Raw genomic sequence first — 23,014 nt, 5'->3', positions numbered from 1 at the left:
ACGCCTAAAAACGGCCAATAATTTGACCATAGTAATTGCTTGGCTTCCTCAAATAAGTATTATAACAGAATCAGTCCAATAGAACAGGTCAGCTGGCACCTAATAGCTGATCTAACGAATCTTTGCAGATGATCAACTTTCGCGAGCCGCCATTCAATAGCCCCTTTTGTCTAAAATGTTTGATTGTTTGACAGACAGTTGCAACACTTGTGTTAGCGAATGACGCTATGATCCGATAGGTCAAAACAGCAGGTAAAAGAACATCACCATTAGTTAGCTTGCTGCCACATTCTTTAGCAAAATAAACTAAAATATTTTTGATCCGTTCTGCAATTTTTCCTTCCAGACAAAGCTGCTGCAATGCTTTTTGCAAAAAATATTTTTTTAATAAACTATGATGAACCGTCCTAATAAAGTGAGTATGAGTGTTTTTTAAATGATCAAACTTTTTAATTGGGATCGCTAAAATCGTTAAATTTTGACAAGCATGGACTACCCCAAATGATGTTTGCTGTTCAGGCAGTTCTAGGTCTGAAGGAAAATACATACCTTTCTTCAAAAAGGTAAAAGCTGACTGTCCATTCGCACAAAAATCTTCTAAAAACAACGACCCTTGCTCTAACCAGAAAATATAAGACTGGTACGGAACATAGGTCAGTTCAAATTTACTGCCGCTCTCAAACTTTAAAATTTTAGTATATTCTTCTAAGATCCTTTTTTCACTCAGATCGAATTCCTGGAATCCTTCTAAAATATCACTGGCTTCATTTTCTAACAATGAATTTGTTGTTGTCTTCATCTCTGTTCTATAATCACACGTCATGCATCAAGTACCTGAACCGGACTATAATCCTCCTTTACTATTTATGCTTCAAATATAATTAAAATTTATTTAAATTTTAGCAATATAAAATATTTAATATTATCTATTATACCACTATAATATTATCTTGTGCAAACTTTAACTTAAACAATTAAATAATTATTATTCATTGAATGCATTTTAATAAAAAAGGCTTCACACTTCCCCAATGGAGAAATGCAAAGCCTTAATTGATAGTAATGTCAGAAAATTAATTACATTTCGTCAGGTGCTTTAACGCCCAACAAACGCAATGATTCCTTAAGAACTGCAGCGACACTGGCAACCATCGCTAAGCGCGAATTCTTTTCAGCATCATCAGTCAAAACCTTAGTATGTGCATAATACTTGTTAAACGATTTAGACAACTGAATGGCGTATTTCGTGATCACAGATGGTTCATATTCTTCGACAGCACGTTTGATCATTGCTGGGAAATTAGCTAACTGACGAACAACTTCCCATGAGCCTTCATCTTGCAAACCTGCAATATCAGCATTTTCAAGGTCGATCTGCCCAGCTTTACGTAAAATACTCATAGCACGAGCGTGAGAGTATTGCACATATGGACCTGTTTCGCCTTCAAAACGGACAACTTCTTCTAAGTTGAAATCAAAATTATTCAAACGATCATTCTTTAAATCATGGAAGATCACGGCACCGACACCAACTTCTTCGGCAACCTGATCTTTGTTTGGCAAATCAGGATTCTTTTCAGCAATCTGTTTTTTAGCCAAATCAACAGCGTCATTCAAAACATCTTCGAGCAAGATAATATTGCCCTTACGAGTTGAAAGTTTTTTACCACCGGAAGTGATCAAACCAAATTGAATATGATGAATGTCATCTGACCAGTCATAACCCATTTCTTTTAAAACAGCTTTTAACTGCTTAAAGTGATTAGTTTGTTCGTTACCAACAACGTACAAGGATTTTACAAAATCATATGTCCGGAATCTGTACAATGCAGCGGCTAGATCACGAGTAATGTATAAGGTCGTTCCGTCAGTCTTTTTGATCAAAGCCGGATTTAAACCATATTTTTCCAAGTCAACGATCTCAGCGCCACGGCTTTCTTGCAATAAGTTTTTATCTTCTAAAATCGACACGATCTCGTCCATTTTATCATTGTAGAAAGATTCACCATTGTAAGAATCAAACTCGATTCCTAGTTTAGCATAAATAGATTTGAAGAACTTCAAGGATTCATCTCTGAACCATTGCCATAACTCAGTTGCCTCTTTATCACCATCTTCAAGCTTTTTAAACCAAGCACGTGCTTCATCGTCCAATTCTGGATGTTCTTCATCGACTTGATGGAAATGAACGTAGTACTTCAATAAAGTATTGATCGGGTCTTGACGGACCTCTTCCTCACTTCCCCACAGCTTGTATGCTTCGATCAGTTTACCAAATTGAGTACCCCAGTCGCCTAAATGATTGATCTTGATCGGATTATAATTAGCTTTTTTCAGCAGTTCCGCTAAGGAGTTACCAATGACAGTTGAACGCAAATGTCCCATTGACATTGGTTTAGCAATATTAGGTGAAGACATATCGATCGGAACATTGCCGCCATGGCCGAGATCTTGCTGCCCAAATGCTTCTTTTTGGTCTAAGATCTGATTTAAGATATTATGGCTAAATGCTTTCTTGTCAATGAAAAAGTTTACATACGGCCCGACTGCTTGGACCTTATCAAAAGCATCTCCTGAGATCTTTTCAACTAATTCTGGTGCGATCTGCTGTGGTGCTTTATGGTAAAGTTTAGCTAAAATAAAAGTCGGAAATGCATAGTCTCCAAGATCATAAGTCTTGGGAACTTCAATTTTGGACATAACTTCATCCAAGGATAACTGTCCCTCAGTTGCGTCAACAATTGCTTGTGCCACTAATTGTTTTTGTTTCATCAAAGGTTCCTCCTGCTTGTAATAATTTTATAATTTTCCTAACCAAAATATACTAAGTTCAACCTAGTCTATAACTCAATCTGGATAAAAAAAGTCCCCTGCAAATAAACTGCAAGAAACGAGATGACCCGCGGTACCACTCTAATTGATTAATGATCCACTCATTATTATCTTTAACGGGCTCTAAAAGGTACGATTCAATAAGTTAGACAGTCTGGCTTACATCATCCCAGACTCGCTGTATGCCGCCCTTATTTACTAGTCTTTATGATCGATGACCAACTAAAGATTTATCTGTATTTGAATAATAAACTAAAAAACATCTTCATTGCTGAAGATGTCATCGTCAAGCGGGTAACGAGAATCGAACTCGCGACATCAGCTTGGGAAGCTGGAATTTTACCACTAAACTATACCCGCAACAACAAAAACTAGTATAGCACAGCTTCTCAGGCTTGTCACTATCTTTATGCAGAAACTTTCTTCATACTGCTTAGACGAACGATCGCACGATTATGAAAATCTGTAACCGTGATATTATCACTTTCATCATATTTATCGATCGAAACCATCGCAGAATTATCATAAATCTTTTCAACGGTACCGACAAAATCATGTTTCAACGAACCAAACTTTTTACAACTAACCTGATCCCCAATTTTTAATGTAGTTTCCATTGTTTCACCCCTTACCAACTCTATCCACTGCAGAACTGCGCTTTTAGTCCAACAAAGCGAAAAGTTTGCTGCTCAGCAAACCTCACCAGTTCCTGTAAACACGAAAAGCATAGTAACAAAACTTTGGCAAAAAAGCAAGTAGTTTTAATTATCTGCTACTATTTCAGCAGCTTCATCTTTTTCTTTTTGCCGTCTTCTTAACATCTTCACTGATTGCACATAAGAAGTGATCAAAACTAAACACGACCCGATCCAAGCTAATGGACTAGCGAAACAAGCGCCCGCGTAACCGAAACGTGTTGCCAAGAATAAGGCAGCACCGATCCGCATGGCCAGCTCAGCCAAGCCAGCCAACGTCGGTACAACACTTTTGCCTAAACCTTGAAGAGTATTGCGGAAGATAAATAAGATCGCTAAAAGCGGGTAAAATGACGCATTAACGTTAAAGTAGATCTGGGATAAAGACAAAACGCCCTGGTCCGCATTACCAACAAAAACCGTGACCATGTTTTGCCCAAAGATGATCATCAGTAAGCCGGCAGCAACGCTAAAACCAACTGACATCAAAACGGCCGATTTGACTCCCTTTAAGATCCGGCCATATTCCGCCGCACCATAGTTTTGTGCGGTATAGGTTGCCATTGCAACACCAAAGGAACTCATCGGCAAAGTAGCAATCTGGTCGATCTTACTGGAAGCCGTAGTAGCCGCCACAGCAGTAGTCCCTAAGGCATTCAGTGCTGACTGGATCATGATCGAACCAATGGCAATGATCGAGGACTGAAATGCCATCGGTAAGCCCACGTTCAAATGGCTAGTGATCATTTTACGATCAACTTTCTTAAAATCGACCCAATGGATCTGCAGCAACGGGATCTTCTTAATGATATACAACACACATAAAAGTACCGAGAATAACTGAGCAGCTAAAGTGGCGAATCCAGCCCCGGCAACGCCCCAGTGAAAGACAACAATGAAGAGTAACTCCAGCAAAACATTTAACACGGCAGCGATAATCAAAAAATAGAGCGGAGTCCGACTATCACCCAAACTGCGAATAATATTGGCAAGCAGGTTGTATGCCATTTGAATCCCGATCCCACCGAAAATGATCGTACTAAAAGTCTGTGCGTTATGCTCAATTTCTGCTGGTGTGTTCATCAACATCAAAATATCATGAATAAAATAGACACTTAAAAAAGTTAACACAGCAGTTACTACCAAACTGATCACGATACTTGTCGCAAAGCTTTCACGTACTTTACGATAATCATGCGCACCAAAAAACTGCGCAGTCATGATCGACAGACCAGCAGTCATCCCTTGAGCAAAACCAATGATCAAAAACTGAATACTCCCCGTCGAACCAACGGCCGCCAATGCGTTTACCCCTAAAGTTTGCCCTACAATGATCGTATCAGACAGGCTATACAGCTGCTGAAAAAGATTGCCTATCAAAAGTGGTACGGCAAAAGTTAAAATCAATTTAATTGGACTGCCTTTGGTTAATTCTTTCACAGTAAAATCCCCCCAAATATAACAGAGTTCTGGCTTGGACAGCTCGACTAAAAAACAGAGTGTACCAAGCCGGGAGAACTTGAGCACTAAGGGACTCAGGCATTATGACCAGGGTTTTTCTGGTCGTAATGCTTGAGTTGATTAGGCGCAGAGTTCTGGCTTGGGCAACTCAACTAATAACAACAGCAAACAAGGATATGATACTTATCCCTGAATTGAAATTCAAATAAAATCATATTTATCTTATTTAGTATAATTTTCCTGGACCCATTGTTGAACCAACTTCAAAAAAGCATGTGTCGATGGCGTTTGCTTGGCCTCATTTTGAGTCACAACGGCAATTACTCGTTTAAACGGTTGCGAAAAAGGATAAACCTTGACGTGCCCAGAAAGATTTTGTAGCGCCAACTCCGGCAAGATCCCCAAACCAAGCCCACTTTCTACCATCGCAATAATTGAGGCATCATCAATACTGTATTGGATCGAATTAACAGACACATTATACGCATCTAAAGCCCGCTTCGTTTCACGATCATAATCGATCTGCTGCAGTATAAAACGTTCATTTTTAACATCTTCTTTAGTGATACTATGCCCATTTTGCGGGATAAAGTCACTGGGAGCAATACAGTAGATCATATCCTCGTGTAAGGGAACAACATTTAGATTTTCATTGATCGGTAAAGCAGAAAAACCAATGTCGAGCCGCCCCAAACGTACCAATTCGGTGACTCTGTTAAAATTGCCCTGTTCAATACTTATATCAATTTGAGGATAATCTTGCTTAAACTTTCGAATGATATCCGGCAGCCAATTAATACAAACACTACTAAAAGCTCCTAGCCTGATTTTACCGGAACTAAGTCCCTTGATACGATCAGCTTCTTCATGCAACTTTGTTTCGGTATTTAAAATTTCCTGCACGATCGGTAAGATTCTCTCACCGTCTGGGGTCAAAGTGACTCCAGTCCGATTGCGAATAAACAAAGGAAAGTCCAGTTCATTCTCAAAACCAGCGATCGAGTGACTGATCGCAGAGGGCGTAACATTCAACGTTTTGGCAGCGGAAACAAACGTCTTTTGCCGGGCGACTTCACTAAACGCTTGGTAAGCGAACTCTGTCATTTAAAACTGCTCCTTTCAACATTAAAAATTAAAGTACACCCATTCAGTGGGCCAGTCAAACGATAACTCCGACAAATAGAATTTTGTCTGACCAGTTACTCCACAAGGTGTACTTTAGGAAACTATTTTAAACCTACCCGTTCAAAAATCTCATCAACTCGTCTTAAATGCCAACGATAGTCAAAAGCATCATCTAAAGTTGCTTGGTCTAATCTATTAGTAATTTGCGGATCCTCTTCCAGTAATTTTCTAAACGGTATCTGTTCATCCCAAGAGCGGGCAGTTTTCGGCTGTATCAAGTCGTATGCTTCCTCGCGACTCATGCCTGCATCGATCAACTTCAACAAAACACGACCACTATAGATCAAGCCGAAAGTCTTATCCATATTCTTCTTCATATTTTCTGGGAAAACCGTCAGATCTTTGATGATTTTACCAAACCGGTTCAACATATAATCTAACAGGATCGTTGTATCTGGCAAAATGATCCGCTCAGCTGATGAATGCGAGATATCACGTTCATGCCATAAAGAAACATCTTCATAGGCTGTGATCACATGGCCGCGGACGACCCGCGCTAATCCACAAATATTTTCCGAACCTATCGGATTACGTTTATGCGGCATAGCAGAAGAACCCTTTTGTCCCTTACTGAAATGTTCTTCAACTTCACGTGTTTCGGTTTTTTGTAAACCGCGGATCTCTGTTGCAAATTCTTCTAAACTTGTTGCGATCAGTCCCATAACTGAGACATATTCTGCGTGCAGATCGCGGGGCAAGACTTGGCTGGAAATTTCTTGCGGACGGATCCCCAACTTTTCACAGACATACTTTTCGATATAGGGATCAATGTTAGCGAAACTACCAACCGCCCCACTGATTTTTCCAGCTTCCACACCAGCTGCAGCATGCTCGAAACGCTCGATATCTCGCTTGATCTCAGAGTACCACCGTGCCAGTTTCAAGCCAAAAGTAGTTGGCTCAGCGTGCACACCGTGAGTTCGTCCCATCATCACAGTATATTGATATTCCTTTGCTTTTTTTGCGATGATCTCTTTGAAATTCTGCAGGTCCTGCCGTAAAATATCGTTGACCTGTTTTAACTGATAACCATAAGCAGTATCGACAACATCAGTACTAGTCAAACCATAATGAACCCACTTTTTTTCAGCACCTAATGATTCAGAAACACAACGAGTAAATGCGATCACATCGTGGTGAGTTTCCGCTTCGATCTCTGCGATCCGATCAACATCGAATTTAGCATTTTGCTGGATCTTTTTAACATCTTCTTCAGGTATCATGCCTAACTTAGACCAACCTTCATCAGCTGCGATCTCAACAGCTAACCAACAATCATATTTAGTTTGGTCATTCCAAATAGCAGCCATTTCCGGACGGGTATATCTTGAAATCATTCGTTTTTTCTCCTCTTTTTATGAAAGTTTCTTTGTTTTGTTAAGCTTTACAGGGTCAATTATACAGTTGAATCATGGATCGTACCAGTTTTAATTCAAATTTTCTAAACTTTTTAATCATCTTTGATCGGCAGCTGCATTTAATTCCAGGTTAGCGTAAAGTATTTGTGGGTGGAAGTCTAAAAAGACAAAAAAAGAGAAATAACTCTCTGTTACAATTGTAATTACGACAAAACAATGAAAGAGAGAGTTATTTCCCAATGAATATTTTACAACAGATGAGCGAACAAATGTGGGCGAATTTTACAAAAAATGGTGAAAAAGTTCTGTACCAAGATCTTGCCTTTGATGACTGGATCGAAAATACAATGGCCGCAGGGAGAAAACTATGCCTAAACTTGATCAGGGTCTTTTTAGAAGAAGCCGACCGGCAGTTTAAGGAGTCTGAGATCCGCAAGGATAAATTTGCGATCAAAGCGATCCGTGAAACGACTAAGTCGACTTTGTACGGTGATCTCACAGTGAAGCGGACATATTATCAAAATAAAGAAACCCGGGCGTATTTCTTTTTGTTGGATAAAGTCTTAGGCTGGCAAAAATATAGCCGGATGACGCTGGGAGTCAAAGCGCAGATCTTAGAAAATGTTGCTGGACATACTTACCAAGAAGCGCTCACGATGATCCCCCATTTGGGGATCCACTCTAAAACAGCAGTCATGAACATTGTTCACCGTGAAGGTCAACAACTGCCCAATGAGCCTTCTGTGACTGAGAAGCCCGCCCCCAAACCGATCCAAACGCTATTTATTGAAGCTGACGAAGATCATGTTGCTTATCAGGACAGTACTAATCGTTTCATGAAACTAGTTTATGTTCATGAAGGTTATGACGTAACTGATCCGCGCCATCCACTGATCAAAGCGCATTACTTTACGGGTAACTATCCGGGCAAAGACAACGAAGAATTATGGACAGAAGTTCTAGATTATATAGAGACCAACTATCGGCCAGAAAAAGTTTATTTAAGCGGTGACGGTGCTCAATGGATCAAGCACGGAGCCGACTTTATTCCGCACTGCACGTTCATTTTGGATCGGTTTCACTTACGTAAATATTGTAAAAAAGCTTCCGTAGGGATCGCTGGTCTGGACCGGACTTTATACCATTGGGCTTTAGCTGGACAAACTAATTTTATCCAGGATTACTTTAGGGTCCGTTTTAGTGACCCAACGGTAACTGTCAGCCAATGTCACAGCTTGAAACAAGCCGCTAAATATCTGACCAACAATGCCGCAGCGATTTGCGATAACCGCTTAGAGGATTATCATGGCTGTTCGGCTGAGGGCCATATCAGTCATTATCTGTCCCGGCGCTTAAGCTCACGTCCGCAAGGTTGGAGTTTAGTGGGTGCGCAAAGTGTCGCCCGAACACGGATCTTTCAGCTGAATGGCGGCAATATCACCAATTTCTTACAAGCAGAACAGCTAAAAGCGCTCAAGCAAGAAAAAATCAGCCAGTTCGACCGGCGTTTGAATGTCAGAAAAAACATTAAAAATAAGTATTATGAACAAGCACAAGCTGCGTTCAGTGGGCATTTGCGAGGACATCGGAGTTTGTGGCAACATGGTCTGCAAGTTGGCTGGTAGTTCAAAGACGCTCAATTCAAGCACAGCATTGGACTAAAAATAAATAGAGCAATTACAAAAAGCAGAGGAACAAGCCTTTTAAAAATTTACCCACACAAAGTTGACACTATCTAATTCCAGCTTAAGATTGAAAACACCTTTTGGTCCATGTAAAATAGGTATGCGTATGAATTATCATATGAACGGGAGAACAAATGAGAAGCAGTTTCTACTAATTACTTCTCATCATCAACAGATCAACTGGTATTTGTTCCTCCGAACTTTTTATAAAAGGAGTTGTCCCAGCTTGATCACTTTAGCCGGAATTATCGGGTCTGGAAAGTCCAGCCTGACCGAAATATTAGCACAAGAACTTGGAACGCGACCATTTTACGAACCGGTGGAAGACAATCCGGTCTTACCTTTATTCTACCAAGGTAATGAGATTGCCGCCAAACGTCGAGCAGCCGGCGAAAAAAATGTTTCTAATCCTTATGCTTATTTATTACAAACCTTCTTCTTAAATCGCCGTTTTAAAATGATCAAAGAAGCAAAAAAAGGCAGCAATAACATCTTAGACCGTTCGATCTATGAAGATGCAATGTTTATGAAAATGAATACAGCGATGGGCAATGCCACTGAGATCGAATATTCGATCTACAAAGAGTTACTGGCTAATATGCTTTCCGAACTGCAATACGTTTCCGACGACCCTACTGAAGATCTGATGGTCATGATCAATGTCTCTTATGACACCATGATCAAACGGATCAAGAAACGCGGTCGTGAGTTTGAGCAAGTGGAAACTGATCCAAGCTTAGTCAGTTACTACCACAATCTGTTAGATTATTACAGCGACTGGGCAAACTCGTATGATATTTCTCCTTTCTTGCTGATCGACGGTGACAAGTATGATTTCGTTGAAAACCCTGCCGACCGCAATCTGGTCTTAGATCTGATCGAAGAAAAGCTAGTTGCTTTAAATAAGCTTTCCCCGGCAAGGTACTCTAAACTCAAACAAAAGCGTTCTTAATAAAAACTATGAGAGCTTTATGTCCTAATTGGATCATAAAGCTCTCATAGTTTTTTGTTAATTTCTTTTTTTCTGGTTTGTTTGATCAATCTTCAGCCGCTTCGATTGCTTCTAAAATAGTTTGCAAATTACGGCATTCATTTTGTACGCTTTTGCGTTTTTCATCATAAACCTTCAGAAATTCAGAAGCTAGCTTAGAATCATCGATCTGATGACAAACATTGTCTAATTCCATAGCTTCTGCCTCTGCAACTTGATAGTCGCGCAAAATATCAAGCTTGTTGCCCATGACAAAGCCTCCTAAAAATAAATTATAATTTAACGATCCAGAATAATTTACCACTTTTTGAGGCGGTTGTTAACACTTTTATTTTACAAAAATATTACATTTTTTAAGAAATAATAATAGGCTTACAAAGCCCGGCAAATCAAGGCTTCTGCACTGACAAAAATCTGCTTATTTTTGACTGAGATCCATGACATCACGAGCGATCATAACTTCTTCATCAGTTTTGATCCGCATAACAGTGATCTTGGAATCAGGACCGGAAATAATATTAGTGACTCCTCGTTTCTGATTTTCCTCTTGATCGATAGTGATCCCTAAAAAGCCAAGTCTTTCTAAAATAGAAGCTCTGATCTCATCCGAATTTTCACCAACACCGGCTGTAAAGATAATGCCGTCTAAGCCCCCCATTTCAAAGGTATACTGTCCAATGTATTTCACCACATCTTTGACCAAGATGTCTAGTGAGAGCTGTGCACGATGATTAGCATGGGCCACTTGCAAAATATCCCGACTATCCTGCGATACACCGGAAATACCCAATAAACCCGATTCCTTATTCAGCATATAGATCATTTCGGTCATAGAATCTATATTCAACTTTTCCATCATGTAAGAGATCATAGCCACATCAACATCACCAGAACGGGTTGCCATGGTCACACCGGTCAGCGGGGTAAAACCCATCGAAGTATCAAACGATTTACCGTTTTTGATTGCACATATCGACGCACCTGCCCCAATATGACAACTGACCAGTTTAAGGTCTTCTAATGGCCGTCCTAATAATTTAGCTGCTTCGCCAGCCACATAGCGGTGACTGGTGCCGTGAGCACCATATCTTCTAACACCATATTTTTCATACCATTCGTAAGGAACACTGTAGATAAAGTTTTCTTCTGGGATCGTTTGATGAAAAGCAGTGTCGAAAACAACAACAGATGTAGCCTGAGGCAAGATTTTCTTGAAAGCCTCAATTCCCACAAGGTTAGCCGGATTATGTAAAGGTGCCATTTCTGCAATTTCGTGGATCTTAGCGATCACGTTATCATCAACGATAACAGAATGATCAAAATATTCTCCTCCAGCGACGACACGATGACCAACACCATCAATTTCTGAATAATCTTTAATGATACGTAATTCTAATAACAGGTCCATCAATTCTTGTACGGCTTCTTTATGATTTTTAATATTATCTTTGCGTTCATATTTTTCACCGCCATGATGCTTAATAGTCACGATCGAGCCCGTTTGACCAATGCGCTCAATTTGCCCAGAAGCGATTACTTTTTCTTCCGGCATGATAAACAATTTAAACTTAAAACTTGAACTTCCTGAATTAACGGCTAATATTTCCATGACAAATTATCTCCTCTAAATTTCTCCTATAAAGCGCTTACTTTAAAATTATACAACGCTTTCAAAATTTCACAAGAGGAAATTATCTCAAAAAGAGATAGCGTGGACCGAAAAAACGCAATACAATGGTAACTGGAAAAATTTCTAGCAGGAGGAACTTAATTTGTACAAGAAAAAATTTTTAGATATTATTTCCCATGATCCAGAGATCAATGAAATATTCAAGATCCTCGAAAAGATGCACCTGCCTGAAGCGACTATTTGCGGCGGTACGATCCGCAACCTGATCTGGAACAAACAAACTGGTCACCAGTCATCACTTAAACTGGGTGATATCGATGTTTATTACAAAAACAGCAATCAATCTTACGAGAACTTCTTGATGACTAAAGAAATCTTAGCTCAAAATCATTCACTTTATTTGTGGAACATCAAAAACATTTGCCTGCCAGCACGGCATCTGAGTCACAGGCGCTTTTATGATTCGATCGAAAAAACCATCGCCGATTTCCCAGAGACTGCTACAAGTGTCGGTATCCAAAAAAGCCGACTCAACGGTTATCATGTAATTGCGCCCTATGGTTTAGCTGATCTTTTTGAGTTACAAGTCAGTCCGACCCCCAATTATGCAGTTGGACAAGCAGGCCATCAACGCTATCAACAGCGACTGACCAATAAAGCATGGCAAACTCGTTGGCCTGAGCTAACTATTAATGACTGACCCGACGCGGTACGTTACTCCAACTGATCTAAACGCAAAACAAAAAAGGTTTTCTCCTTGCAGAGAAAACCTTTTTTAGGTGCGCCCGGCATGGGCAGTAACTAGGCGGTGTAAGTCCGCTGTGAGCCGTAGTGGCCGGTATCACGAGTCGAAGACAAGGGTGTCTATCGTGAGGTAGAATCTGAAGGAAGTCCTAGACGAAACATCGAATCGATGAACAAGAAGTGGCTAAAAGGCTGGAAACGGTGGGATGAGATTGCCTAACAAATCGAAGTCCCTGACCACTCGAAACCGTCACAGTAAAGCCAACGGTTTGATGCGAAAGCTACTGCTCTTACCCGGGGAGGTCTGTCATGGTAGTTCTCTCAAGCTGGAAGTTATTTCTGGCAGGAACAGGCTCAATAGTAATGTTGAGTTGTCCATGACAGAAGTCAGCCGAGGCCATAGTAGCCAGTAATGGTGAAGGGCTGAACAACAATAATTTTGATTCATCCTGGAGGTGGAAACAATACGACAATCGCAGAAAACAGAAAATAAAGCTGACTACCTGCGGAGGGTAACCCTGGAAGGGTCAGAGCAAACAGGAGCGCGTAGCGTTGTTTCTGGTGAAAAGAGAACTCAAAATGGCTTATTACGTGAGAAGGTCTTAGACCGGAATAATTTAAATCGGGCCTTTGTCCATGTCAAGCGTAATAAAGGGGCTGGAGGAATTGACGGCATGTCCGTTGAGGAACTTGGCCCATACTTGAAAGAGAATAACGTAAAACTAATCGAGGCCTTGCGAACCGAAAGCTATGAACCCCAACCTGTCAAACGAGTTGAGATTCCTAAGCCAGATGGTTCGAAACGTCAGTTAGGAATCCCAACGGTCGTTGACCGTGTGGTTCAACAGGCGTTACAACAGCAACTGTCTCCTATTTTTGAAAAAGTATTCTCAGATAATAGTTATGGTTTTCGACCACACCGCAGTGCACAAAGTGCTGTGAAAAAGGTGGTTGCTTATTATAATCAGGGTTATCACTACGTGGTCGACCTTGATTTAAAGTCATATTTTGACAATGTGAACCATGATTTACTAATTAAATTTGTTGAAAATTACATTAGTGAGCCATGGGTCTTGCATTTGATTCGTAAGTTCTTGACGAGTGGTGTGATGAATGGTCGATTTTTCGAGAAGTCCGCTAAAGGTACACCGCAAGGTGGCAATATTTCACCATTACTAGCAAATATTTATCTGAACGAGCTGGACAAAGAATTGACCAGAAGAGGACATAAATTTGTACGCTATGCGGATGACTGTAATATCTATGTTAAAAGTAAGCGTGCGGGTGAACGGGTTCTCAAAAGCATCACCCAGTTTTTAGAAAAGAAACTCAAAGTTGAAGTGAATGCAGAAAAGACGCAAGTCGGTTCTCCACTAAGACTGAAGTTTCTAGGTTTTTCTCTGGGTGTGGGACGCAATAGCGCCTACCCGCGTCCTCATCAAAAACCTAAACAGAGAATTAAACAGGAATTGACAAGAATCACCAAGAGAAGCCGAGGCGTCAGCCTTGATAGGATTCTGCATGAAATTAAGCAGAAAATGCAGGGCTGGATCCAATATTATTCCATTGGGAAGATGAAAACCTTTCTCCAACAACTAGACAAATGGTTGCGCTCGCGCATCCGCCAGTATATCTGGAAACAGTGGAAGAATATCGGAACCCGTTATAAAGCATTGATTAAACTAGGCTTGACACCCAAACAGGCGAAAATCTACGTCAATACTCGTAAGGGATACTGGCGCAACGCGCACAGTAAAACACTGTTGATGACCATAACTAATAAAAGACTGGCACAGCGTGGGCTAATAAATCTGTCCAAACTGTACCAGTCTATTCAAGCAAAAGCTTAAGTTGTTGAACCGCCGTATACGGTTCCGTACGTACGGTGGTGTGGGAGGTCGATAGTGTGAACTATCTCCTACCCGATTACTAAATTTTTTAACTTGCAGGTTCACCTAGCAGTTTAATAATATCAATATCTATATTATTAACTGAAATAATGGAAACCGTGTAGAGATCCATGAAAAAAGCCAGTTGAGCCAACGTTCCCTTAAAAGCAATAAACACTGAGATGAAAAAGAACAATTGACTTAAAATAGACCATTTTCGCTTATCTGCGGTATACCCTTTCAATTTGCCCTGCTCATCTTGTGACAATCTTTCTGGTTCACGAATTTTTGCTTTGGAACGTAACTTCATCAAGTGGTAATTACGTCGCACGTTATAGATCGTGAGAACAAACAACGCAATATACACTATTGCTGCCCCGAAATTCAATTGTAGATTTGTCTCCTTTCACGTCCAGCATTACCTGGCCATTTTCTCACATCTAACTCGGTGATCACCGTGCAATGATCACATCACAACTAGCAGCACGGATCACATAGTCAGTAACAGCACCAACAAAGACGCGTTCGACCGCATTCAAACCTGTTGGTCCCATAATGATCAAATCGGTCTGGTGATCTTCTGGGAAATCTTTTGCAATAACTGTCCGAGGAGAACCAAAACGGGCATGGACATCAACATCATCAAAGCCCTGGTCTTTAACTCTCTTTTGTAACTCGGACAAGTACTTGTCTACATCTTCAAAAGTCTTATAGACAACATCGCCGCTAGCATTCAACATGCCGGCAAAACTAACAGAAAATTGCTTAAGATCGATCACATTCAAAATGTCTAAGTGTGCGTGGTTTCTTTTGGCAACTTCTACCGCTTTCTTTAAAGCTTTTTCAGCTGCTTCGGAACCATCAACAGGTACAAGGATGGTTTTATACTCTTGTTCTGCCACAGTTGCCACTCCCTTTTTTCATACGAAAATTATCTAATTGATACTTAACTTACTAACGAAAGTATAACATAAAACTGATGAAATGTCTTATTATTTACTACTGTCGATCTTAAGATAGTCACGACTGCTAACGCGGATCATTTCTAAACCAGACATCACTTCACTATTATTTTTTAGATAATCTGCCATGGTATGTAAAAAGTGAGCATAATTATCATCTTGACCATCGTAACTTTCTAATTCCGCCTCACAAGCTCGCTTTAAACTCTTCCATACCAATAAAGCTCTTTGCGGGTCTCCTTGTGACTCCAATTCTATTCCACGTTGAGCCTCATCGCGGTAAATCTTCGCGCGTTCCACTAAATACATTGCATTTATTTCTGCCATACCAATTATTTCCTTTCTCTCTCAAAATGATTACGTTTTCATAAAATCGTAACGTTTTTATTTAAATTAATCAAATTTAATGATCGTACCAAAAATTATCCATGCTCATTCTTCCACTCAATTCTCGTTCACCTATTAATATCGGTCAATTTCTGAGAATTTATAGTCTCAATAACAAGAAATCCTTAAAAAAACTCGCTAAAAAATTATATATCAGAAAAAATACATAATAATTACGGAATAAGTATAACCCTGAATTATTCATACTTTTCGTTGCAGTTAAAACTTTGTGCAAAGTTACTTTAGTGTGTAAAAAAAGCAGCTTTTTGTTAGTTTTGTTGTCGGACTGTTTAAAAAAGGACAGACTTCACCCTTTCCCTAAGAAAAACATTTTTTATTTTGTGAGTTCACAGCGGATATATTTTTAGATTTTGAATCTTGAACAGTGTCTGCCAAAATAATTTATCGAACACATTGGTCTGAGATAAATGGACCCAGATTTGACGCGCATGGTGCGTGACCTTAGCTGCCACATGGAGTAATTTAAAACGGATCGTCCCGACCTGAGCGTGTTTAAGCTTTGTTGGTAAAACTAAGTTCTTCATGGCTTGCAGTATATTATAAGCGACCCCAGCTACCAGCATCCGGAACTCATTGGCCTCAAAACTAGAACTGTCCGTTTTATCAAAGTGAAAGCCACGTTTAACTTCTTTGATCAAGTCTTCCATGGAACCGCGTTGGTGATAGAGGGCAAAGACTTGTGGACCGCTTAATTCTTCCAAGTTGGTCACGATAAACTCATGGTCAAACAGAAAGTTGCCCGCCGGCCGCGTTGATTTAATAATCACACGATAAGGTCGTGACCAACTTTGAGGACAATAGTCTCGCAGGACATGCCATTGGACTTCAGCTTCGGTGAAGTCCTGGTCACCCACTTGGATCAGGTTTTCAGCCCGACTTTGGAGCTGGTAGTTCGCTTTTAAACGAATCACGAACTTAGCCTGCTTTTTATCACACGCATGGTAGATCCCTGGAGCTGCGAAACCAGAATCTCCTCGCACTAAGACATCCAGGGAAGATCCGTCATAGGCCCGTAAGCTCCGTAATAAAAATTTAGTCGCACCTTGGGAAGTATAGCGATTGCCGGGGCGTAATTGAGCATTCAACAAGCAGCCCGATAAAGCATCAAAGGCTAGTAAAGGATGATAACCGTTGGTCTGGTAGTGACCGTTATAAGCACTCTTTTCTTGGTCACCAAACGTATCGGCATGTGTCGAATCTAGATCAAGGATCAGCTGATGTTGATTTAGCTGCCCAAGAACAAAGTGAGCTACCGAGCCGAGCAATGATTTGACTGAAAAGAGCCCAGACGCTGAAATGTGATTGATAAAGCGTGAAAGTGTCGGCTGGGAAGCGACCGCTTGAGACAAGACCAGCTTAAAATCAACGGCGTGTGACAAGGTATTAGCCGACTGATCTTGGCAGTATCCTGCCAGCAATTGCAACAGCAACTGCTTAAATAAATTGTTCAAGGGAAAGGTACAATATTTACGGTCATCTTTAAAATGCAAGTTATCTTCTAAGAGCTGGTCAAAGTGAATTTGGTGCAGAAATTCAGCAATTAATAAAGTTCCGGCATCGTTCGCTAACTCACCACCGTCATTAGAAATGTTGATCTGGTCATTGAATAAAAGTTTTTCATGATGTAAAGTTGACATAAGGAGCACTCCTGTTCTTTGTGGTTTTCATCGACTTTACAATAGCACAGGATGTGCTCTTTTTGTACACCCAACAGGTGAAAAACGAAAAAGATGCGAACTAGCATGACAACAACAAAAAGTAGTCCTTAAGGGAAAAGTATGAATAATTCAGGATAACAATTATTCCTTTTAAAGTAAATAACCTGACTCCTTTATTTATTCGAACAAATGAATTTTTGCCCAAATTGATATTAGCAGACTTCCAACCTAAAAGAGACTGCTATTCTTTTTCGTTTATTTTTGATCCATATCCTCATTAACAAAAAAAGACCCACCGCCCACATATGAACGATAAGCCTAACTAACTATCAAAGTGCCACTGGCAGGAGTCGAACCTGTACTTGGATAACCCAAACAGCGACCTGAACGCTGCGCGTCTGCCAATTCCGCCACAGTGGCAAATACCTGTAAATCAGTACCTAACTATCATACACTAATTTGTCCCAAAATAAAAGAGTTTTTATCAAGTTTCTAGTCATGAAACAACAAAAAGCTAATGAAATCTTTAATTTGCCCAAGCAATTATAATAAACGCTGTCTAGCCATTACTAGCACTATCTTCGTGAATGTGCTTCTATACTATGCCACTGGCAGGAGTCGAACCTGTTGCTGTATTTTTTCAAACTTTCTTTCTTTTCTCATAGCCGTTTGAACGTGTTTGAAATCGTTATTTTTGCTATACTAAAACTGAAGTTCTAACAGAAAGCCGAGGGAAAAATATGTCTAAAGTTACTGCACAAACCATAACGTATATTGACCATTCACGAGATGATCGTCCGTTAAAAACAACGATCTGGTGTCCAGAAAACCTAAACCTAGCTTATGCTGGCACCTACACAGGAGAAAAACATCCACTGATCTTGCTGTCTCATGGTTCTGGCAGCAACCGGATCAGTTTGGCCTGGTTGGCAATTCCACTGGCTGAACAAGGATTTATCGTAGCTTCACCGGATCATTACGGCAATACGTTTAATGATCCACTGCCTGAACAATTCAAACGTTACTGGGAACGACCTCGCGACCTATCTTATTTATTATCGCAACTTTTGCAGCACTATGGTCCCGTGATCAACCAAAACAAAATCTGTGGCATTGGTTTCTCACTAGGCGCTTACTCGGTAATGGCAATTGCCGGAGTGAACGTTGATCAAAATCTGATCAAAAAACAAGAAAATGAAACTTTACCCGCAGACGTCGTGACTCAGATGCCTGCATTTGGCAAACTGACCAAAAAAGTTGTTGAAGCAGATCCAGCAGAAGTTCCCACTGATTTAAAAGACGAGCACTTTAAAAAAGTTGTCGCGCTCTCCCCTGCTTTAGGTACGGGCATTGATTCTACCCAACAAACAAAGAATGTTGATATTCCAGCATTGATCATTGCACCTGGCGGAGATCAAATCGCACCGATCGCACAAAATGGTCGGATCTATCATAAATTTTTGCCCCAAGCCATCTATCGTGAACTACCAGCAAATGTCGGCCACTTTATTTTCTTGCCCGTCAAAAAAAACTATGCAGCTGCTGACGCATTCTGGTATCAAGACGCACCTGGTGTAGACCGACAACAGATCCAACAAGAAACCATCACAGCAGTGAAAAAATTTTTGTTAAGTTAACAATTGGAGGTAATATTTTGAAGAACTTAACTAAAGAAATACTGACAGTCATAAAAAAACGCCCAGCTAACAGTCACAAGGGCAACTACGGCCGTGTTGTCACAGTGGGCGGCACTCAGCAGTATGGCGGTGCTATTTTGATGTCAACTTCAGCAGCCGTCCATGCCGGAGCGGGCTTAGTGACTTGTGCTACAGCCCCAGAAAACTTGACTGCCTTGCATTCCCTGGTACCGGAAGCCATGTTTGTTGATTTCACAGACGAAAAAACGGTCAATTCTGTTCTCCTTGGAGCAAATGCGATCGTAGTCGGTCCAGGGTTAGGAACAGATAAGACATCACTTTCGATCGTCAAGAATGTTTTTGCAAATGTTGAACCAGAACAATACCTGATTATTGATGGTTCAGCAATCACTTTGCTTTCACAGGAAAATAGTTTGCAAGAGGCATTACCTAATGCTCATATTATTTTCACACCCCATGAAATGGAGTGGCAAAGACTTTCAGGTATTAAAATTGCTGAGCAAACAGAAGAAAATAACCGTCAGATTCAAGAAAGACTTAATGCAACAGTTGTTTTAAAAAAGCATCATACAGAAATTTATGCACCTGGTGCAGAAACTGTCCATCTGCCAATTGGAGGGCCTTACATGTCCACCGGCGGCATGGGAGACACTCTGACCGGAATCATTGCTGGATTTATGGGCCAATTTGCCAACCAGGATCCGCAAAAAGCATTGGCTGCTGCCCTTTACACTCATAGTGCCATCGCTGACGAATTAGCAGAAAATTCATACGTTGTTTTGCCAACAGATATTATTGGACAATTACAAGAATTTATGAAAAAACAAGTCCGCTAATTTTCTTGTGTATAATCAGGTAATAAAAGCCCCTCTTTTTTGCAGGGGCTATTTTAATAGTTCCTTGTTAATTTTCCCCCTTATTTATCAGTCTAAAATAAAAAGTCTATTAAATTAACTTTTCCCAGTGTCTATTACTAGCTTATGGATTCTAAATTCACATTCTTTTGATGAAAAAACTCTTCTAACTGGAACGAAAGAAATGAACACTTCCCTCTACCCTATTTGGGAGCGTCAATAATTTTGTGTAAATGGTTCTTCCCTACTGTAGATTATTTCTAATTCTCCATCGGTTGACTCAGCATTTGTTCGAGCTCGCCTTCGGCCTGTTGGAAACCTTTATGACTGCGACCTAGGAATTTTTGGTTGTGAGTATCAAAAGACGAGACTAAGAAACGTTCCATCGACTCTTCATTTTGGAACTGTTCCTTGCGGTGGCTGTATTTCTTGATTTGCTTATTAAAGGATTCAATCAAGTTCGTAGAGTAAATAGTCTTGCGTATGGCTAATGGGAAATCATAGAAAGTGAGCAGGTAATCGTTCGAAAGGATCGATTCCACCATTTTTGGATAGCTGGTTTTCCATTTTTCCGCAAAAGCACCACGTGCTTCCAATGCCGCCTTTTTAGATGACGCTTGATACACCATTTTAAAATCATCACAGACTTCCTTACGATCATCGACACGCACTTTGTGACTGATATTACGGGAAACGTGCACACAGCAATGTTGAAAACGGACTTTGGGGTAGAACCGCTGCACGGCCCCTGCCATCCCCTTTAAGCCATCCGCGATGAAAAGGAGGACGTTTTTCACGCCACGTTCCTGGAGGTCTATTAAAATCTCTTCCCAAATCGTGATAGATTCAATTGGTGCAATCGCATAGCTCAACACTTCCTTTGAACCGTCCGGGCGAATGCCAACTGCGATATGAATGGCTTCCTTGGCGACGGTTTTCCGCTTTAAAGGGATATAGGTTGCGTCCATATAAATAGCGGCATAACGGTCATGAAGCTCACGTTCCTTAAATGAAGTGACTTCTTCCGTAAATGATTTAGTCATATTGGACATGGTTTGGGGCGTGTAGTGATGCCCATACATTTTCTCAATCAAGTCTGCGATTTCCGACATGGTAATACCTTTTCGGAAGAGGTGAATGACGGTCTCCTCTAACGTATCATTCGTCCGTCTATAAGCAGGAACAGTCTGTTGCTTGAACTCGCCGTTGCGGTCGCGCGGGATCTGGAGATGAAGTTCCCCGTACTCGGTCTTGACCGTACGGTCATAGGAGCCGTTACGAGAATTACCCGTGTTAAAACCAATGCGATCGTACTTTTCGTAATCGAGGAAAGCCGTTAACTCCGTTTTGAGAAGCGTATTGACAGCTTTTTCCAAATGGACACGGAATAATTCATTCAAATCGCCTTTGTTCGCTAGAGTCTTTAGAATTTCTGTAGTAAAATCGTTCATATGGAAGTCCTCTTTTCTGTGAATGTGTTGTGGTAACTCTATTCTACAGAAGGGACTTCCTTTTTTCTATTTACACAAAATATTTTACACTCTCCCAACCGGGAGCGTCAAGAATCTTGTGTAAATGAAATGCCTTCGTACATATAATATGTATCTAACTTAAATAAATGATGCTTCCAAGGTGTCCTGGAGTCCTTTGAGCCCTCGGTGGATCCGCTTCAGAGACTTCTCGTTATAAACATTAAACTTGAGAAACCAGGAAGCAATCCAGTGAATCTTCCGTTGGAAATTGTTCTTTGTGGTGGGTGGTGCGCTTGAGATGCTTATTAAAGTTCTCAATCAGGTTAGTGGAGTATAGTGATTGCCGGATAGCTGGTGGAAAGTCCATGAAAGTGAGTAAATTCGGCATTTTAAGCAGATCTTTGATTAATTTGGGATAGGTCTGATGCCAGTTGTTGGCGAACTCATTCAGTTTCAGTTCGGCTGCTTCACGGTTGGCGGCCCGATGAACTTGTTTAAAGTCACTGATCACGGCCTTGCGGTCTTTTACGCGAACTTTGTTCATCAGATTCCGCCCAACATGAACCAGGCAACGTTGTCGTTTGGCTTTAGGGAAATGCCGATTCAAGCCTTCATCCAAACCAACTAACCCATCGGCCACAAACAACAGCACATCTTTAACGCCCTGCTTGATCAAGGTTCCCAGCAGTTCAGTCCAGATTCCAGTCGATTCCGTTGGCGCCACTTGGTAGTTCAGCACTTCTTTCGTACCATCTGGACGAATGCCAATCGCAATATGAACGGCTTCTTTTTGAACGGTATCCCGCTTTAACGGCAAGTAAGTGGCATCTAAGAAGATGGCCGCATATTGTGAAGCCAGTCGACGTTGCTGGAAAGCTTGAACCTGTTCATTGACGGCTTTAGTCATGTTGGAAACCGTGGCTTTGGAGTAGTGAGCACCGTACATTTTCTCAATGAGTTCGGCAATTTCAGCAGTGGTAATTCCCTTGGTATACAACTGAATGACCGTTGTTTCTAAATTATCACTGTGCCGACCGTAGGCTGGCAAGGTATGATTTTCAAACCGGCCATTGCGATCTCGAGGAATGGTTAAGTTAAGTTGGCCGTACTTCGTATCAAACGAGCGCTCATAACTGCCGTTGCGGTTATTACCAGTGTTAATCCCAGCGTATGAGTAGCGTTCGTAACCCAAAAACTCTGCCAATTCGGTTTGAAGCAGCTGGTTAATCGCAATTTCGAGGTGGTGACGAAAAACTTCGTCCAAATCTTGCTTTTGGGCTAGTGCAGCGATAATTTCTGTGGTAAGTTCATTCAAGGGGAATGCCTCCTGTGATGTTTTCTGTGGTTACTAAATATCATAAGGGAAGGCATCCCCTATTTCTATACAATTCAGAAATCTTTTATGCATTTACACAAGATATTTTACGCTCTCAGAGAGTATAAAATAGTTTGTGTAAATAAATAAAATCCTATTGAAAAGGGAATCCCTTCCCCGTATGATTAAATCGTCAAACCAAACCAAAACGGAGGGA

The 23,014-nt window shown here is 40.8% G+C and carries 19 protein-coding genes, 2 tRNA genes and 1 pseudogene; 6 read left to right on the top strand and 16 right to left on the bottom strand.

Annotated elements, in window-relative coordinates:
* Positions 1 to 88 precede the first annotated feature (88 nt).
* From BQ5903_RS04850 to purB, 7 genes are all read right to left on the bottom strand, one after another.
* A complete protein-coding gene (locus BQ5903_RS04850) occupies positions 89 to 799 on the bottom strand; it encodes a Crp/Fnr family transcriptional regulator (protein ID WP_148266337.1) in 711 nt (236 codons plus the stop codon).
* 278 nt (positions 800 to 1,077) lie between these two features.
* Positions 1,078 to 2,772, bottom strand: a complete 1,695-nt coding sequence (gene argS / locus BQ5903_RS04845) for an arginine--tRNA ligase (RefSeq protein WP_010496415.1) — start codon at positions 2,770 to 2,772, stop codon at positions 1,078 to 1,080.
* A 349-nt stretch (positions 2,773 to 3,121) separates the two neighbouring features.
* Positions 3,122 to 3,192 (bottom strand) — tRNA-Gly (locus BQ5903_RS04840).
* 47 nt (positions 3,193 to 3,239) lie between these two features.
* A complete protein-coding gene (locus BQ5903_RS04835; RefSeq protein ID WP_010496418.1) occupies positions 3,240 to 3,449 on the bottom strand; it encodes a hypothetical protein in 210 nt (69 codons plus the stop codon).
* 144 nt (positions 3,450 to 3,593) lie between these two features.
* Entirely contained in the window at positions 3,594 to 4,967 is a 1,374-nt protein-coding gene (locus BQ5903_RS04830) for an MATE family efflux transporter (RefSeq protein ID WP_010496421.1), read from the bottom strand.
* A gap of 243 nt (positions 4,968 to 5,210) precedes the next feature.
* Positions 5,211 to 6,092: a LysR family transcriptional regulator gene (locus tag BQ5903_RS04825; protein ID WP_010496433.1), complete on the bottom strand. Its 882-nt coding sequence runs from the start codon at positions 6,090 to 6,092 to the stop codon at positions 5,211 to 5,213.
* 122 nt (positions 6,093 to 6,214) lie between these two features.
* Entirely contained in the window at positions 6,215 to 7,510 is a 1,296-nt protein-coding gene (purB, locus tag BQ5903_RS04820) for an adenylosuccinate lyase (protein WP_079578994.1), read from the bottom strand.
* Positions 7,511 to 7,770: 260 nt separating this feature from the next.
* On the opposite strand from purB, the gene BQ5903_RS04815 reads away from it, so the two are divergent.
* Positions 7,771 to 9,156 (top strand): ISLre2 family transposase, encoded by a 1,386-nt coding sequence (locus BQ5903_RS04815; protein ID WP_079578614.1) that lies wholly within the window; start codon positions 7,771 to 7,773, stop codon positions 9,154 to 9,156.
* Positions 9,157 to 9,442: 286 nt separating this feature from the next.
* Positions 9,443 to 10,168, top strand: a complete 726-nt coding sequence (locus tag BQ5903_RS04810; protein ID WP_010496443.1) for a deoxynucleoside kinase — start codon at positions 9,443 to 9,445, stop codon at positions 10,166 to 10,168.
* Between the two features lie 85 nt (positions 10,169 to 10,253).
* Here BQ5903_RS04810 and BQ5903_RS04805 read toward each other — a convergent pair whose 3' ends face one another.
* Both BQ5903_RS04805 and BQ5903_RS04800 read right to left on the bottom strand, forming a co-directional pair.
* Entirely contained in the window at positions 10,254 to 10,457 is a 204-nt protein-coding gene (locus BQ5903_RS04805) for a hypothetical protein (RefSeq protein WP_010496444.1), read from the bottom strand.
* A gap of 168 nt (positions 10,458 to 10,625) precedes the next feature.
* On the bottom strand, positions 10,626 to 11,816 hold the full coding sequence (locus tag BQ5903_RS04800) for an acetate/propionate family kinase (RefSeq protein ID WP_010496446.1): 1,191 nt from the start codon (positions 11,814 to 11,816) through the stop codon (positions 10,626 to 10,628).
* Positions 11,817 to 11,979: 163 nt separating this feature from the next.
* Here BQ5903_RS04800 and BQ5903_RS04795 point away from each other — a divergent pair, with 163 nt between their 5' ends.
* Together BQ5903_RS04795 and ltrA are read left to right on the top strand one after the other, a co-directional pair.
* Complete coding sequence (locus BQ5903_RS04795) at positions 11,980 to 12,537, top strand: nucleotidyltransferase family protein (RefSeq protein WP_010496448.1); 558 nt, start codon at positions 11,980 to 11,982, stop codon at positions 12,535 to 12,537.
* Positions 12,538 to 13,045: 508 nt separating this feature from the next.
* On the top strand, positions 13,046 to 14,431 hold the full coding sequence (gene ltrA / locus BQ5903_RS04790; RefSeq protein WP_079579655.1) for a group II intron reverse transcriptase/maturase: 1,386 nt from the start codon (positions 13,046 to 13,048) through the stop codon (positions 14,429 to 14,431).
* Between the two features lie 88 nt (positions 14,432 to 14,519).
* Here the strand turns inward: ltrA and BQ5903_RS04785 are convergent, their stop codons facing one another.
* The 5 genes from BQ5903_RS04785 to BQ5903_RS04765 form a co-directional block, all read right to left on the bottom strand.
* Positions 14,520 to 14,858 carry a hypothetical protein gene (locus tag BQ5903_RS04785; RefSeq protein ID WP_010496457.1) on the bottom strand — a complete coding sequence of 113 codons (339 nt, stop codon included), beginning with the start codon at positions 14,856 to 14,858 and terminating at the stop codon, positions 14,520 to 14,522.
* Between the two features lie 64 nt (positions 14,859 to 14,922).
* Positions 14,923 to 15,372 carry a universal stress protein gene (locus tag BQ5903_RS04780; RefSeq protein WP_010496460.1) on the bottom strand — a complete coding sequence of 150 codons (450 nt, stop codon included), beginning with the start codon at positions 15,370 to 15,372 and terminating at the stop codon, positions 14,923 to 14,925.
* 90 nt (positions 15,373 to 15,462) lie between these two features.
* Positions 15,463 to 15,759, bottom strand: a complete 297-nt coding sequence (locus BQ5903_RS04775) for a hypothetical protein (protein ID WP_079578992.1) — start codon at positions 15,757 to 15,759, stop codon at positions 15,463 to 15,465.
* Positions 15,760 to 16,166: 407 nt separating this feature from the next.
* Positions 16,167 to 17,477 (bottom strand): IS1380 family transposase, encoded by a 1,311-nt coding sequence (locus tag BQ5903_RS04770; RefSeq protein ID WP_079578588.1) that lies wholly within the window; start codon positions 17,475 to 17,477, stop codon positions 16,167 to 16,169.
* A 356-nt stretch (positions 17,478 to 17,833) separates the two neighbouring features.
* A tRNA-Leu gene (locus tag BQ5903_RS04765) sits at positions 17,834 to 17,918 on the bottom strand.
* 320 nt (positions 17,919 to 18,238) lie between these two features.
* On the opposite strand from BQ5903_RS04765, the gene BQ5903_RS04760 reads away from it, so the two are divergent.
* Together BQ5903_RS04760 and BQ5903_RS04755 are read left to right on the top strand one after the other, a co-directional pair.
* Positions 18,239 to 19,135 carry an alpha/beta hydrolase family protein gene (locus BQ5903_RS04760; RefSeq protein ID WP_079578990.1) on the top strand — a complete coding sequence of 299 codons (897 nt, stop codon included), beginning with the start codon at positions 18,239 to 18,241 and terminating at the stop codon, positions 19,133 to 19,135.
* A 17-nt stretch (positions 19,136 to 19,152) separates the two neighbouring features.
* Positions 19,153 to 19,992, top strand: coding sequence for an NAD(P)H-hydrate dehydratase (locus BQ5903_RS04755; RefSeq protein WP_079578988.1), 840 nt, complete (start codon positions 19,153 to 19,155; stop codon positions 19,990 to 19,992).
* A gap of 278 nt (positions 19,993 to 20,270) precedes the next feature.
* On the opposite strand, the gene BQ5903_RS04750 is transcribed toward BQ5903_RS04755, so the two are convergent.
* Together BQ5903_RS04750 and BQ5903_RS04745 are read right to left on the bottom strand one after the other, a co-directional pair.
* Positions 20,271 to 21,461 carry an IS256 family transposase gene (locus tag BQ5903_RS04750; RefSeq protein ID WP_079578986.1) on the bottom strand — a complete coding sequence of 397 codons (1,191 nt, stop codon included), beginning with the start codon at positions 21,459 to 21,461 and terminating at the stop codon, positions 20,271 to 20,273.
* A gap of 159 nt (positions 21,462 to 21,620) precedes the next feature.
* A pseudogene (locus BQ5903_RS04745) lies at positions 21,621 to 22,797 on the bottom strand (IS256 family transposase).
* Between the last annotated feature and the right edge of the window lie 217 nt (positions 22,798 to 23,014).

It is taken from the genome of Ligilactobacillus acidipiscis (assembly GCF_900116935.1).
GTDB classification, from domain to species: Bacteria; Bacillota; Bacilli; order Lactobacillales; family Lactobacillaceae; genus Ligilactobacillus; species Ligilactobacillus acidipiscis.
This window is presented reverse-complemented; position numbering and strand designations above follow the sequence as displayed.